General features: G+C 59.9%; 9 protein-coding genes and 1 pseudogene. 5 read left to right on the top strand and 5 right to left on the bottom strand.

From position 1 onward, the window contains the following. Nucleotides 1-276: 276 nt before the first annotated feature. Nucleotides 277-1,371, bottom strand: coding sequence for an alpha/beta hydrolase (locus E1958_RS13115; protein ID WP_133512267.1), 1,095 nt, complete (start codon nucleotides 1,369-1,371; stop codon nucleotides 277-279). Nucleotides 1,372-2,059: 688 nt separating this feature from the next. After that, on the bottom strand, nucleotides 2,060-3,406 hold the full coding sequence (locus E1958_RS13110) for an FtsW/RodA/SpoVE family cell cycle protein (protein WP_243725271.1): 1,347 nt from the start codon (nucleotides 3,404-3,406) through the stop codon (nucleotides 2,060-2,062). A gap of 116 nt (nucleotides 3,407-3,522) precedes the next feature. Between E1958_RS13110 and E1958_RS13105 the strand changes: the two genes are divergently transcribed. The 5 genes from E1958_RS13105 to E1958_RS13085 all read left to right on the top strand — a co-directional run bounded on the left by E1958_RS13105 (nucleotide 3,523) and on the right by E1958_RS13085 (nucleotide 11,654). Then, a complete protein-coding gene (locus E1958_RS13105; RefSeq protein ID WP_133512266.1) occupies nucleotides 3,523-3,822 on the top strand; it encodes a Pepco domain-containing protein in 300 nt (99 codons plus the stop codon). Between the two features lie 149 nt (nucleotides 3,823-3,971). Further along, complete coding sequence (locus tag E1958_RS13100; RefSeq protein WP_133512265.1) at nucleotides 3,972-7,910, top strand: WD40 repeat domain-containing protein; 3,939 nt, start codon at nucleotides 3,972-3,974, stop codon at nucleotides 7,908-7,910. Nucleotides 7,911-8,339: 429 nt separating this feature from the next. After that, nucleotides 8,340-8,591: a FitA-like ribbon-helix-helix domain-containing protein gene (locus E1958_RS13095; protein ID WP_243725270.1), complete on the top strand. Its 252-nt coding sequence runs from the start codon at nucleotides 8,340-8,342 to the stop codon at nucleotides 8,589-8,591. 167 nt (nucleotides 8,592-8,758) lie between these two features. Beyond that, nucleotides 8,759-10,693 (top strand): hypothetical protein, encoded by a 1,935-nt coding sequence (locus E1958_RS13090; RefSeq protein WP_133512264.1) that lies wholly within the window; start codon nucleotides 8,759-8,761, stop codon nucleotides 10,691-10,693. 4 nt (nucleotides 10,694-10,697) lie between these two features. After that, on the top strand, nucleotides 10,698-11,654 hold the full coding sequence (locus tag E1958_RS13085; protein ID WP_133512263.1) for an AAA family ATPase: 957 nt from the start codon (nucleotides 10,698-10,700) through the stop codon (nucleotides 11,652-11,654). A gap of 317 nt (nucleotides 11,655-11,971) precedes the next feature. Here the strand turns inward: E1958_RS13085 and E1958_RS13080 are convergent. From E1958_RS13080 to E1958_RS13070, 3 genes and pseudogenes are all read right to left on the bottom strand, one after another. Further along, nucleotides 11,972-12,211: pseudogene (locus E1958_RS13080) on the bottom strand (glutamine--fructose-6-phosphate transaminase (isomerizing)); the annotation flags it as partial. 309 nt (nucleotides 12,212-12,520) lie between these two features. Beyond that, nucleotides 12,521-12,751: a hypothetical protein gene (locus E1958_RS13075; RefSeq protein ID WP_089723779.1), complete on the bottom strand. Its 231-nt coding sequence runs from the start codon at nucleotides 12,749-12,751 to the stop codon at nucleotides 12,521-12,523. A 113-nt stretch (nucleotides 12,752-12,864) separates the two neighbouring features. After that, nucleotides 12,865-14,472 carry a peptidoglycan D,D-transpeptidase FtsI family protein gene (locus E1958_RS13070; protein ID WP_133512262.1) on the bottom strand — a complete coding sequence of 536 codons (1,608 nt, stop codon included), beginning with the start codon at nucleotides 14,470-14,472 and terminating at the stop codon, nucleotides 12,865-12,867. Nucleotides 14,473-15,725 lie beyond the last annotated feature (1,253 nt).

Here is a 15,725-nt window from a genome sequence, read left to right as displayed (position 1 = left end):
TCCAAAAAAAGGAGAAACCTAGCTATTTCTAACCTCTCTCTTGGACAATCGAATTAATTCTGACGCTAATTCTTCAATATTTCTTTGCATATATTGATGCCTCTCATTATACGGCCAACGAAACGAGTTTAGACTTGTAGACTGCACACAGATATTGGCTTGTTCCCACACTCCGGCATGGGAATGCAATTGTAACCGCTCCAGCGGCCAATGTTTTATGACGCTGGAGCGTCCGGACTTCCTCCCACGCTGGAGCGTGGGAGCCAGAGAGGGTCTTTAATTCGCAAAAAGGCTCTCGCAAAAAGGCCCTTTAGGGTGTCTTTCGCAAAAACCCCTTAGATCAAATCCGAATCTGTCGAAAAACCTTTCGAATCCTTCGGACTCTTCGGACTCTTCATGGTGCTCTTCCTCTATCAAGGTTTTAATAAACCAATCCGTGCTCCAGGCAATGGCCTTATCGAGCTCGGCCGATTGCTCCGGGATATTGATAAAATGATTGGCATCGAGTATGACCAAGGCCTCCTCCCCATCGTGATACCGCAGATAAATTTCCCCCATTTGGGGTTGAGGCTTGATGATAGTGTCCTGCAAACCGACGACCACCATTAAGGGTTTGGTAAAGCGAACAATCTCGGCCACCGGATCGACCTTTAACAGACCCTCGAAAAAGGGACGCTTGAGACCGAAAGTTGCCCCCCAGGATGTCGTGAAGGAAAACACCTCACCGTCCGCGGCATTCAGTCCAGCTTGCACCGTTTTCGGTCCGAAAACGTCGCTGTAGCTCGCATAGGGCATCGAGGCGGGCACCCAAAGCACCATCGAATCGATTCGATCGTCCTTGACTGCCGTACTCGGAGCTATTATTCCACCCTGGCTGCGGCCAAGCAGCCCCATGCGTTCAGGATCTATCTGCGGAAGATTGGCCGCGTATTCGATGGCGGTCAGGGTATCGCTGATCTGTCTCGTGAACGTCATATCCGCAAAGTCACCATCGCTCTCCCCGCTCCCACGAAAATCGATGCGGAGGCTGGCAATCCCTTGCTCGGCGAACACCCGGGCCGTACGGCCATACATGGTTTCTCCCGTCTCTTGCAAAGGTTGGGAGAATCCATCCTTATTACCGCTGAACCCATGCAGCATCACGACGATCGGATAGGGGGGAGTCGTTTCGGGTTCCGTGAGGATCCCCACCAGGGTTTGTCCCTGGTTTTCGAAGGTGATACGTGATGATCTGCTTCCAAACTGAGGCACCAGTTGTGGGGCCGGCTCCCCGACCTCGATAATCGAGGTCGAGGTTTCCTCGGCGAAGGTTCCCGCAGACCACGTGAGCAGTCCGATAACACAGGCTGTTTTTATGATGTTGTCACGCATTTTCACTCTCCTCTTTAGGGGGTTGAACGATTACGCCGATTTTATCAATTGTCATTTCGAGCGCAGAACGACGAAGCGCGCGAATCGGCGCGAACAAGATCCCTCCCTTCGGTTCGGGATGACAATTTCGTGAGGATTCGCGTGATTCATAGTTTTTCTTCCTTTTTGTCGACCAGTAACGCTTAACTTAATGGCATTGGGTTACCCACCCCTTGCTCAATGTGTATCACACAACTATTGGCGGCCGAACAGTTTTATTAGATTGCACGCAGACATTATTGCATGCGTATGCGGGCAGTCTAGCACAGTAACTTCCTGTCGGCGTCCCCCTGCTTCCCGGCATCGCTTGCGGAGCTAACGGATGAGCAGGCTGCGAGCTCGTTGCAATGAGCGGCGCGGAACGTAAAACTCCCTGACTAGGTAGTTTCATCCAAACAGCGCAAGAACACGTCAGGGGTACCTAGGGACAACCCCCCTGTGATTGCCCTATCCGAGGGCAGGCACGGGGCCTGTCCCTATCCGCTCGCGCTCTAGCCAGGTCTGATTGAGTATGGGAAAATAACCCGATGGCTCCGATGAGGCCGCGGAATCGCTCCTACCACCAGAGGGTTTCCCTCCGCGCAGCTGGAAGCCGGTAGCTGGCGACCGGTAGCTATTAGATGTGCCAAGGCCATGTTTTCGAGTGGATTCAAGCGTCTGCCCTCCCCCGCCGGCGCTTCGGTTTGTCTTGCTGCGGGCGTGTTTTGGCGACCTCCCCATCTGAGATCGCCAGGATCAGGCCCAGGGTGAAAAAGGCGACGAGCAGACTGCTTCCACCTTGGCTGATGAAGGGGAGTGTGATACCGGTCAAGGGGATGAATTTGGTGACGCCGCCGATATTGAGGAAGGTCTGGGTCGCGGTGACCGTCGTCAGTCCGAGGCCCAGCAGCATCCCGAATGGAGGGCCGGTCCGGCCCGCGATCCGCAACCCGCGCGCGAAGAGGATCAGATAGAACACGACCACCGCCGCGCAGCCGAAAAAGCCCAGCTCCTCACCGATCACCGAATAGATGAAGTCCGACTCGGCGATCGGGGTATATTCCGGGTTGCCGCGCCCGAAGCCCTCCCCCCACAGCCCGCCGGAATACATCCCGGACAGGCCCTGGAGGATCTGCCAGCCGGTGCCGGTGGGATCGTCAAAGGGTGCCTGCCAGGCCTGAATGCGTCTTTGCCCGTGAGCGAACAGGGTAAGCATCAGATAGCCCACCCCCGTCGCAGCGAGGATACCGTAGACCAAATAGCCCCAGCGGGCGGTACCGACGACCAGCAGCACCAAGAGGGCGACGCTGAGGATGACGAACATCCCCAGGTCCCGTTGCAGCAACAGCAGTCCCGCCAGTAGGGCCCAGAATCCCAGCAGGGGCAGCAGTGCCCCGAACGGCGGCACCAGCCATGGGCGCCAACTACCCAGGGCCTTGGCGTCCCGGTCGATGAGGCCGGCCAGGAACAGGAGCACCGTTATCTTGAGCAGCTCGGTGGGCGTGATGAAGCCCAGCGCATAAACAGCGCCGCGGAATCGCTGCCCCGTGATCAGCACGCCCGCCAAGAGGACCAGGGACAGCCCCGCCCAGACCCAGGGCCACGCGGCGAGCCGCCGATAGCGCCCCCGCATCCCGGCGATACAGACCGCCAGCATGACCAGGACCCCGCCGGGAAAGATAAAACGCACGTTTGCCCACCGATCGGCACCCTCGAAGGCGCCCAGCCGATACTGGGCGAGCAGCCCAAGCCCGGACAGAAAGGCCGCCACGACCGGCAGCATCTGATCACCCCGGAATCGGAACAGCACCAGGGTCAGATGGATCACTAGCAGGCTCGCTGCGTAGGTGAGCAGGGGCAGGAGATCCAACAGCCCGAGCCGGCGGCCCGCCGCTTGACCCGAGCCCAGTATCATCAGAAAGCCCAGTGCAACCAGGAGCAGGCAACCGGCCAGCAATTGCCGCTCCGGCCGCCGTAGCTCCCACACCCCGACCCCTCCGGCGGACGCCGCCGTCACCGTCTTAGCACCATACTGAACCGCTCTACGCTGACCACTTGAAAATTTACCACTACCCAGGGTCGCGCCTATCAGGACAAAATATGCTTTCGTATCTCATTATGGAGTCCAACAAGATGGCAGACAAAATTCCCGTTGTGGTAGGAGATGCTGAATCCCCTTCGAATGTCCTCGGCTTGGGGGATCAGGTTGAACGACAGATTGCCGAAATCGATGTCGATACCCTCAAACAGTCCCTCAGCAGGCTGACCGGCCAACTGGATTCACTCTTCCAAGACCTCAAGGCCGTCGGTAGCTTCAAGCTGGACCAAGTGGAGGTCAGCCTGGAGATAAGCGCCGAGGGGGGCGTGGCATTGATCGGTACCGCCAAGGCGGGGGCACGTGGGGCCATCAGTCTAACCTTCAGCCGGGGGTAAGCAGCCTAGGGGGGGTTCTCAAATGAACCGCACCGAAGAACCACGGATGGACACAGATAAACACGGATCACAATCGGTGTTTATCCGTGTCTATCCGTGGTTCTAATGCAGTACAGTAAAAACTCCAGATTGAGAACGCTCCCTAGCCCGTGTCGGCCCAATTCCCGTTACGTGACTTCCTCCTCAGACTCGACGCCGAAGGGATTCGGGTTCGGGTCCGTGACTATCGCCGCATTGCCCAGGCCCTGCAGGGGAGCGGACCCTGGACGCGCCGCCGCTTGCGCGACACCCTGGCGGTACTGCTGACCAAGAGCGAACACCAGCAAAACCTCCTGTTGCGCCAGTTCGACCGCTACTTCTCCCTATCTTCCGCAGAGGTCGAGGCGGTCGCAGAAGCGATCGACACCCAAGCCTTTCTGAACGACCTGCGAAATTTGGAAGCCGCACCGGACAGGCCACCGGTATCTTCCCCGCTACCGCCAACCCCTATCCCGCCCGAGGTACCCGATCAACCGGATAGCCGTTCCCGATCACGATCAGCCTGGTTACTGTTGATCCTGGCCCTAATCACGGGTCTGGCAATCTGGTATTACTGGCCGAGGCCCGATCCAGCTCAGGTGGTCGATCCGACCGCACCACAGCCAAGGGCAGAATCTCCCTCAGGCCAAGAGGATGAGCTGGAAACCCGAACTGACGAGACCCGAACCGACGAGACCCAGCCCGATAAAACCCAAACTGACGAGACCCGAACCGACAAGACCCGAACCTACAAGAAGGTCCCCTATGTCGAGGACATTCAAAACGTCTCCCTGCCCCAACTCGATGCCACCTGGAAGAAACCGGCCTGGGCGTCCGGTGCTCTGTTGTCCGGTGCTCTGTTGCTGCTGTTGATCGCCTATCCGGTCTATCTAGGGTTGATCGCCTATCTGGTCTATCCAGGGTTTAACCGCAAGATCCGTTTTCCCGCGCCCCTCGAATGGGATGCAGACAAACCCCGACGTTTCTCGCTGGCGCAGGTCGGCGGGGGGCCCGCTCCTCTGCTCGACCGGGATACCCTGGATGAGGCGGCAGATGCCGTCAGCTATTTTCAGAGCGACCGGCCGGCGGCGACCCTGGACGTGCCCGCTACCATCCAGGCCACCCTGGATCAGGGCGGACTGCCGGCGCTGCGGTTTCACCGGCGCAGACATATCCGCACCCTGCTCATCTTGCGCGACAGGCGCGCCAGGGCGAGCTGGAACCGGACCGCGGAAGAGCTGGCCGTGGGCATTGGGCAGCGCGGGGTTCCCGTGGTCCTCGGCGCCTTCAAGGGTTCTCCCGCCCGCTTTAGAGTGGAGCACGGCGGGGTAGGGCATCTGGAAGATCTGGAAGAGACCCGCGCTGCCTTCATCATCCTGATCTTCAGCGATGGCTCCCGGATCCGACCCTCCCCGGCCTGGACCGATCTCAAACAGTGGCCCCAGTGCGCCTGGCTGGACTACCGCGAGCCTCGTCGCTGGTCGCCGGAGCATCCCGCGCGGCGCTACGGCCTGCCGCTCTATACCGCCGATGCCCAAGGCATTGGCGCGGCGCTTAAAGGCTTCCTCAGCGAATGGGGCGCCAGGACCCAGGCACCTGATGTCGCCGCGCCCATCGTCAGGGGTGAGCTGACCGACGCCGCCCTGGCGTCCCGGCTCGGCGATACCCTGTCCTGGGCTCAGGACTGCTCGGTCTTGCACCCCTGCAGCAGGGGCCTTGCGGACAGGTTGCGCCGGCGTTTTTACCCGCATCTAGCCGCCACGCGCTTGGAACGGATGCTGGACCTCCCAGGCACCTGGCAAGACGCGGAAGGTATCCGTTTTGCTCCCGCGGCACGGCGGCTGTTGAAGCAGGGCTTTGTGACGCGACCGGAAAAAAATCGCCGCGAGGTCCTGGAATTCATCCGGGATGAGTTGGACCAAGCGGGAAGGGAGCTGGAAGCGGGCGGTCTGGCCCGACTCGACTGGCAAAGCCGACGCGCCCTGCTCGACCTGGAGCTGGGTCGGCCCACGCCGGAGCTGGCCGCTCTGGCCCGGACCCCGGCGCTCGCTGCCGCGCTCAGCAACCGTCTCCAGGAATTCGGCCTGTCTGGCGGGGCAGACTCCGGCGAAGCGGACAAGATCCCCCTGGCAAACCAGCCGTCTCCCGAGATCTTGCAGTCTCTCACCTGGCTGCCCGACAGTCCCCTGCAACAAAAACGCCGCCGTTACCATCCATTGCGCAGCGGGCAACGGCTGGTTGCGGGCCTGATCGGCACGGCCTTGCTGGCGATGATCGCCTGGAGCCTTTGGCTCGCCGTGCAGTCCGTTCCACAACCGGAGCCGAACTGGAGGGTAGAAGGCGTGGATGCCCTGGCCCTGTTGCAAGAACAGCCGCAAGAAAACGCCGGCGAGCCGGCGGATGGAATCCGGGGTATGGTCTCCGACCTGCCTGCCGAGCTAAGGCTCAAACCCGATACGGACTACAGATTAAGACTGTTCGGCGGGGGCTATTGGCAGGACTATGCATTCAGGGTATCCGAGGGCCAAGAGGCCCGGCTGCTTGTGGCGGAAAGGGAAATCGAGCGGCCTTGTATGGAAGAGATCACGGCGGGCCTGCAGGCGATTATCTGTTTGCAGGACGGAACCACGCCGCCTCAGAGTTGGCGCGAGCGACTTGAAGCCACGGATGTCCCGGACAAGCCGCTGGGACGTCAATTGAGTATAGGCATCGAAATTGCTGAAGACCCGGAGTCCACCCCGGATCATTGGTCCGGCTATGACCCACTGCTGGCCACCGGCTCCCTGGATGCCATCTTCCGCCTCTATCCGACCGCAGGAAAAGCGGTCCTGGATCGGATGCCTGTCCTGTTGGAACAGCTTCCGATCTCCGCTACCCAGGCCCTTTGGTGGCTGGAGGACCCGTCCGCTACCTTCCTTTCCGAGCCGGATCGGTCGGCGCTGGATGCAGCCCTCGGAAGCTTCGCCAGAGCCGGATCGCTGAGATGGGATAGCGCCTCATTGGTCGCACTCTTTCAGCCCGGAAGCACGCCCGACATCAGCGAGGACGAGCTGATTGCGGCCTTGCGCCTCGACCCTGATGATTTCTCCGGCAATGGTGACCCCCTCTTGTTATTCCGGCCTTTGGCAACAGCGGAACCCCCAAAATCTGCACCCAAAGACCCTGCGCCGGATTATGCCAACTGGAAAATACTCTGGAAGGTCAAAGCGCATTCCGAGTATATCGCTTGGCCCCAGGGTGTTGCCTTTGCACCGGACGGGCGCAGTGTGCTGTCAGGAAGTGATGACAGTACGATGAAGCTGTGGGACCTGAGCAGTGGCCAGAAAATCCGTACCTTCAGCGGGCCTTCCGGTGTCTTTGCAATTGCCTTGGCGCCGGACGGCCGCCGTGCGCTGTCAGGAGGTGTGGACAATACCCTGAGATTATGGGACCTGATCAGCGGCAAAGAAATCCGGACCTTTACAGGACATTCGAACGCAGTTCATGCCATTGCCTTCTCTCCGGACGGACGCAGTGTGCTGTCAGGAAGCTGGGACAATACCCTGAAACTATGGGATCTGAACAGCGGTAAGAAACTGCGCACTTTCACTGGACATTCCGATGTTGTCTACAGCGTTGCTTTTGCCCCGGACGGACGCCGTGCACTGTCGGGAAGTCGGGACAATACCCTCAAATTATGGGATCTGAGCAGCGGCAAGGAGATCCGCACCTTCAGCGGACATTCTGGGAGTGTCATGTCCGTTGCCTTTGCACCGGACGGACGCAGTGTGCTGTCAGGAGGTGTGGACGATACCATGAGATTATGGGACCTGATCAGCGGCAAAGAAATCCGCACCTTCAGCGGACATTCCGACGCTGTTTTTTCCGTTGCCTTTGCACCGGACGGTCGTAGTGTACTGTCGGGCAGTGGTGACGGTACCCTGAAATTATGGGACCTGAGCAGTGGCAAAGAGATTCGCACCCTCAGCGGGCATTCCAATGGGATCTCCTCCGTTGCCTTTGCACCGGACGGCCGGCGGGCCGTGTCGGGGGATAGCGATGGCTACTTGATTTTGTGGGGGGCGGAGTAGCTGGGAGGATCTTCTATTACCAGCGGGGCCTCGCCTCAGACCGACGAGATCAAGTGATAAGTGATAAGTGATAAGTGATAAGTATGAAATGAAGAAGGCAGTCCTGTTTTCACACTCCACACTCAGCCATCGGGGACATCCCAACTATCCGGCCGTCATTCCGGCTGGGACGCCGGAATCCGGACGCCAGGGACGGCAAACCGGCGGGAACCCGGAACATGGGTTATAGGCATCCGACCGATCGGCCCGTGTCGATGCGGTTCGTGTTACTCACCACATCCTTGTCTGTTCTGTTTCCGAGCAGAGTCCTACCGGACACCCATAGCCTGCTCTGGCTGGTGACCTACGACCCACGGTTATCAGACACCGCGCGAAACACTTTGGCAAATGCTATCGTGACAGTCTTCCACCAGCAGATCACGAGGAAAGATGATGGCCCAAATGATCGTCAGAGAGCTGGAAGAAATCGTCGAACTAAGGCTCAAGCGCCGCGCTGCGCGTCATGGAAGGAGCATGGAGGAGGAGGTCCGGGAGATCCTTTGCAATGCGATTCGTGACGAGCAAGGCCCGCAAATCGGGCTCGGTTCACGCATCGCCGCTCATTTCGAAGGCAAGGGCCTGGATACGGATCTGCCCGAGCTACGGGGTATCGAGGCACGCTCTGCGAGCTTCGGGGAATGATCGTTCTCGACACCAACGTACTATCGGCCTTGATGCAATCTCAACATTGAGAGGAATGCGAGATGTCCGAATTGCTTCGCAACAACCACCGATGAGAAGCAACCTCAGAGGCAGTGATTATTATTCGGTTGCCCTGTATACCAAGACCACACAGGCAGGAAAGACCCATGCGAGTCTATTTCGATATCCGAGCCCAAGGCACCAGCGCCTACGCCGGTACCGAAACAGGCGGCCAAATGCTGCATCTGGCAGGTTTAGAGCTGGGCGAGCAGGCCCAGGTACGGATCAAAGGCAGGTCCTATACCCTGGGCGATCTGGTCCGGCTGCTGATCGAATTCAAAAATGACGATGCCGGGTTGTTGGACGACCGCGACCAACTGGAGATCGGGCGGTATCTGTATGCCCAGACCATTGCCCGCCTGCCGCCGGCGGAGCAAAACAAGCTGCGAGATGCCTCCGAAGTCATCCTGCATCTCGCCAGCCCGGATGAGCAGATCACCCGCCTGCCCTGGGTGTTGCTGGCACGTGACCAGGACCTATTGAGCATCTGCGGCTGGTCGGTATTGTTGCGTGGTGAACCCTTTGTCCGGCCGGACGACGAGGGGACCATACAGCTGCATCACGGTCTGCGGGCCGTGGAATTGCCGCCGGCGCCGCGCCTGCTGGTGATCGCCCCCCAGCCGACGGATGTCAAAGGCACGGATGCGGATGCCCATCTGGCAGCATTGCAGGAGCAATTGAGTAGCCGTGATGCCCACATGCAGTGGGGCAAGCATTTACGCCGCGTAGACGACTGGGATGAATTCGTCGCGGTCTTGCCGGAGTTCAGGCCACACCTGATCTATTACTATGGCCACGGCAGGGGAACGGAACACCGTAGCGAGCTCATCTTCGCGACTCATCAGGGGCAGGCCCGGAAGATCCCCGTGACGGGTTTCGCCCAGTGTATCAACCAGTTGGAGGACCCTCCCAGGCTGGTCTATGTCAATTGCTGCCAGGGGGATGCGGCCGGTTATCTCGGGGTGGGGCGGCAGATAAAGGCACCGGCGGTCCTGACTAATCGCACCAAGGCGGTGATCCCGGCGGCCCAAGCCCAGGCCATGGCCCTGTGGGAGGCTGTGATCCTGAAGGGCCGGGCCCCGCACCTGGCCTTGCAAGAGGTCTACCAACGCACGCCCGAGTTGGATCTGTCACTGGCGGACGTGTGCTGGATGACGCCGGTGCTGTACGGACAGTATGCCGAATGGCGGGCCAATCCGCCGGTCAAACACTGGATTAAGGATGATGAGTGGCATCTCAAGGTGGATCGCATCCACCAATTCGGCACCGTTAGCTTCCTGGTGCGCGAGATGCTGCGCAACAAGCGGCCGCGCTGTCTGTTCTTCGTCTGGTACGGGCGTGCGGGCGAGGGCATCGATCTGTTCCATGAGCGTCTGGCTTCCGAGCTGGAGCTGGACCTACCCGGAGCGACAGAGGTCTATCCGGTCAATCCGGCCTGGCCGGATCATTTGGCGGACCCGACAATCGCCTTCCGCGAGGTGACCCTGGAGGTCTTCGGGGTGAACAGCCTGGAGGATATCCCGGCGCGTATCCGCACGCAGAACCAGGGCGAGCGACAGGTCCTGACCTATCTGAATCATCGACCGGTCATCACCCGTCCCTATGCCTCGCCGGAGATGCTGGCAAATACCATCAATCCGCAGACCCTGCGCGACTATTTCGACTGGTGCGACCGGGTCTATCCCGACTTGCTCGAACCGGGCCAGTACCTGTTGGTCGGCATCTCTTTCGTGGTCAAGGACCCGCCGAGATTCCGCGACTGGTTTCGCCAGGCCCAGCGCGGATTGGATCTGTGCAACAGCGTGGTACGTCTGTTGGACGAGATGGAGAATCTGGCCGAAGAGGATTTGAAGGATCTTTTCCATCTGCACAAGATTCCGCTGCCGGCCGCCAGGCGCGACCAGGTGATCAAATCAATCCTCGCCAAGACCAAAGGCCGCTACGAGCTGACCATTGACGAGCTACGGAACTGGCTGGAGTGCGGACTGGCGGTGGAGGAAGAGCAACAAGAAGATCAGGGCTTCAGGCCCTTCGAGGTATGACGAGATGGAATTGAGCCCGGATATCCTGCAACTCACCCCGGCGGACAGCACCTTCGAACAGGACGCCCGCTGCTTTGTGCCCGACGCCAAGCTGGTGACCGCCATCCGGACCGCGGTGGCGGTGGGTGAACCCTTGTTGATGACGGGCGAACCGGGCACCGGCAAGACCCAGGCGGCCTATTACGCGGCCTATCAGCTGGCGCTGGAGCCGGTCATCCATTTCCAGGTGAAGTCGGAGACCACAGCGCGGGACCTGCTGTATCATTTCGATACGGTCCAGTATTTCCATGACGCCCATTTCCGGAATCTTCAGGAGGAGAAGCAAAAGGAAGCGCAAAAGCAAGGGCAGCCAAATGCCGGCGATCGACTGGACAAAAGTAGCTATGTGGAGCCGCGTCCTTTATGGGAGGCGTTCAAGCACAGCGACAAGACCGGAAAACCGGCGGTGCTGCTGATCGATGAGATCGATAAGGCGCCCCGCGATTTCCCCAACGATCTGCTGCACGAGCTGGACCGAATGGAGTTCACGGTGGCCGAGACCCGCACCAGGGTCAAATCCGAACGGCGCATCCGCCCGCTGGTGTTTATCACCTCCAACAGCGAACGCCGCCTGCCGGAGCCTTTTTTACGGCGTTGCGTGTACCACCATATCCGTTTCAACGATACCATCGTCGAGCGTGCCGTCGCGGCCCATGCCAAACACCGCCCCGAGTTGAACCGCCTGAGCGATGAGCTGCTGAAGCTGGCAATTCGCCGCTTTCTGGATCTGCGCGACCAGGACACTTTGCGCAAAAAACCCGCTACCGGCGAGCTCCTGGTCTGGTTGCGTATGCTGGCACTGAAGGTGGATATGGATGCCGCGAAGCTGCACCAGCTATTAAAGTCGAAGGACCTGTCGACACTGCCCTATCTGGGCACGCTGCTGAAGGACCATCAGGATATGGAGGAGGTAGCCGGTTGAAAAGGAATCCAGTCCCTCAAACAACGCCAAATAATTCAGATTGCTTTGCGTCCGTTGGCGTTCATTTGCGGACTCTTCTCGTTCGATCCTGGTGCTGTTCGGCGTTATTTGGCGTTGCTTGAGCGGGCGTCGTGTTGGGTTACGGCGCGTTCGACGCCCTGTCCCCCGCAGCGTTTCCCCGCGCGCCTAACCCAACCTACGCCCAAGGCGAGATCGGCACGGACAGGCGGCACGTTAAATACAAACATCCTGTAAATCCTGTGTAATCCTGTAAATCCTGTCCTATTCGGGGCTCGCGACAAATCATTCAGGCCCCTTTATTCGACGGTGACGGATTTGGCCAGATTCCGCGGCTGGTCCACGTCGGTACCCTTGAGCACGGCCACGTGGTAGGCCAGGAGCTGGAGCGGGATGGTGAAGAGCAAGGGGGCGATGAGGCTCTCTGCCTGGGGGAGCTTGATGACGGTCATGCCCCGCCCTTCGGTCATGGTGACGCGGTCGTCGGCGAACACGAAGAGCGCGCCGCCGCGGGCCCGGACCTCATCGAGGTTGGACTTGCATGCGGAAATGGTCAACCACCAAGTCGGCAAGAGCACGGTGATCGCGTATTCGGATTACAGATTTTCGACCAACCTGACAGATCAAGACATGTCGACCTCAGCGCTCAGGCGATCGCGTTGATGTGGGCTGTGGCCTATAAACAGGTCATGATCCTAGCTGTCAGGTCCCCGTTCTCGTCAGGTTTCACGAGCCGCATCTATACTGCCACACGGCACAATCTGCGCATTTCACTCCCTCTCCCTCCGGGAGAGGGCCGGGGTGAGGGGGAAATTCAAAAGTTCGGATTGTGCCGTGTGGCAGTATACCTAGGCTCCGATGGGCGCCTGCGCACCCTCGAAGGCGCCCAGCCGGTACTGGGCGAGGAGCCCAAGCCCGGACAGAAAAGCCGCCACGACCGGCAACAGCTGATCACCACGGAATCGGAACAGCACCAGGGTCAGATGGATCACTAACAGGCTCGCCGCATAGGTGAGCAGGGGTAGGAGATCCAACAGTCCGAACCGGCGGCCCGCCGCAAGACCTGCGCCCAGTACCATCAGCCAGTACCATCATAGAAAGCCCAGTGCGACCAGGAGCAGGCAACCGGCCAGCAATTGCCGCTCCAGCCGCCGTAGCTCCCACACGCCGGTCCCCCCGGTGGACGCCGCCGTCACTGCAACGTCCCCAGCGCGTGCGCCCGTACCAGCAGATCACGGGCGATGGGGGCCGCGGTCTTCGACCCGTAACCGCCGTGTTCCACCATCACCGCCACCGCCAGGGCAGGACGGTTCGCCGGGGCAAAGCCGACGAACCAGCTATGGGCCGCGCCTTGGGGATTCTGTGCCGTCCCGGTCTTGCCCGCGATGGGCGGTCCCTCGCCGTCGATACTCCGTCCCGTGCCTTGGGTAACCACCTTGCGCAGCATCCCCGCGAGCCGCCGGGCCCCGGCGGCGGACATGAAACGGGCGAGCCGGATGGGGGGATCGGTCGCCACCAGGCGGGGGCCCATTGCCAGCCCCCGATTGGCGACCGCCGCCACGATCAGGGCCATGTGCGCCGGGGTCACCAGGATTTTCCCCTGACCGATGGACGCCTGCGCCAGGCCATATTGGTCGGAGGTCGCGATTTCGGGTATGCGGCCGGTGTTCATGGTCCAGGCGCCGTAGGGGCTTCGGTACAGGTCGATCCGGCGATTAAAGCGGAAGCGCTCGAGGTTGCGGGAGAAGGCGGCATGACCATAGCCGACCCCGAGTTGGGCGAAGAACACGTTGGACGACTTGACCAGGGCGGTAGCCAGGCCGAGGTTGCCATGGCCCTTCCAGACCCTCCCTGATCTGCGTGCGGCATAGTATTCGTGGTCCCGGATCTTGCGGTAGCGTGAGGACGTAGCATAGCCATCCGCCGGACAAGGGAGCGTCCCCTTAAATCCCTTTTCCACGGCCAGGGCGGCGGTGAGAATCTTGAATGTGGAGCCGGGTGGATAGAGCCCCTGGGTCGCCCGATTCAACAGGGGTGTCTCGGGCTGACTGGTCCGGAACAGGCCGGCGCTTATTCGGTTCGGATCGAAGGCCGGCGTGCTGACCAGCACCCGGACCGCACCATCTCTTGGGTCCAGAAGCACTACCGCCCCCCGTTTGCCGTCGAGCCGTTGCGCCGCCAGGAGCTGTAGCTCGGTATCCAGGGTGAGCGCAAGGTCTTGACCACGGGGGTTCCGGTCGCGGGTCAATAGCCGGTGTCCCAGCTCACCCCAGGCCGGCAGACTATCCACCGTCGCTCCGTTCAGATGGGCATTGGCGGCCGCCTCCAGACCACTAGTGCCGAACTTGGCATCACTGTAACCCACCACGTGGGCGAACGCGGGTCCATAGGGATAGCGGCGGAGAACCTGGTCCCCTCGCCTTTCGCTGAAGGCCAGCACCTCACCGCGACGATCCAGGATCCGCCCGCGCCGGATGCGGTGGGCGGGGTTGAACTGACGGCGGTCGTAGGCCTGCATAAAGGCGAGGAACTGCGGCCGGAACAAGCCGGTCAGCTGCCAGGTCGCCTGATACAGGAGCACGCAGGAAAACAGAATGGTCAGGGCGATGAAGAAGATGTGAAAAGACCGTTTGGAGCGGCCAAGGTGCCGCAGCTCCATGAGGCCACGCAAGTCGAAGCCGAGCTTGATGAGGTAGACCAGCGTCAAGAAGAACGCGCCTTGCAGCCCGATGCGCAGGATCGGCCAGGCATCGGAGCCGACGATAGCGCCGAAAAGCTGGGGTGGATCTGGCGGGGTCACACTTACGCCCGTATCTAGCGAGGCTTCGCCTCAGACCGATGAGGCGTGAATTTTTTGTGCGTGCACAAAGTCAAGTCGGACATGGCAAATACCGAGGACCATCGCTTGATCCCCCTCTCCCCAACCCCTCTCCCGGCGAGGGCGTCTGCTCTGAGCGTTGCCGCCAGCTGGTCATGGGGTCCGTAAGCCGTCTGAAAGACGGCGGTCCCAGCCGGACTCGCGTCCCCGGAACCGCCGATATGTTGTCGGCCCCTGGGACCGCCGACATTCTGTCGGCTCCCGGGACTACCGATATTTCGTTGGCCCTTCCGGCTATCGGGTAAAACCTGAATGCCGAGTTGCCGGTCCAAATGGTCATCAGTCAGGCTGAGTTTTCTCGTTCCCAGGCGCTGCGTGGGAACCAGAGACCGGGAGCGGGGCTGTTGCGACACCCTCTCCCGGGGAGGGTGTCGCAAAAAGGTAGGGCGGGAAAGCGTAGCGCATCCCGCCGTTAGCGTTTTCTTTTCCTACGGGGCTCCCCCAGGCGTTTCCCTACGCAGCTAACGTAACCTACACCCAACGCGAGGTCCGCGCGGGCAGGCCGCGCGGGGGGTCATGTGGGTGTAGGTTGCGTTAAGACGCCAGCACTGACCTGGCAGACAATCAGCGAACCTTTATGCGTCGCAACGCAACACGTCAAACCCTGTTCCGACGCAGGAGGGATCTTTCTTGTCCCGACGCAGGAGGGATCTTTCTTGTCCCGACGCAGGAGGGATCTTTTCCCTCCGGACAACGCCAAATAATTCAGGTATCGCTTTTAGCCAGACAGCTTCTCAGATTCCGCCTTCCGAACCGGAAACGACGCGGGAGCCGGTCCGAGGGTTAAGTATACTTGCCTAAGCGCACGCCGGGAGTCCTGCAATGCCAGGGTGAGCACGTATAAATTTCATGATGATTCACTGCTGTCCGGTAAAACCAGCCGCGCTGCGTTGTAACTATTTGTAATAGAAGACGAAATTTCCAATTTATGAGTGTCATCGATTTGAATCGAACTACAGACTCTTGGACAAATCGGGTGGCGTTCGATGCAATCAGACCATCGTATTGACGCAGATCCCTACACAATTCTACACATTCCGAGCTTGTCTTTATTCGAGAAAACCCATTTTTTCAAATAGTTACTGAACTGAAATCCAAAAATGACAGGTGCGGATTTCCTAACCGATTGAATCTGTTTAATAATTTCCCCGGACGCTAGTGATGATGATTAATGA

Source organism: Candidatus Thiosymbion oneisti, assembly GCF_004359955.1.
GTDB classification, from domain to species: Bacteria; Pseudomonadota; Gammaproteobacteria; order Chromatiales; family Chromatiaceae; genus Thiosymbion; species Thiosymbion oneisti.
The sequence above is the reverse complement of the archived record's forward strand: the minus strand, read 5'-3'. Positions and strand labels throughout refer to the sequence as shown.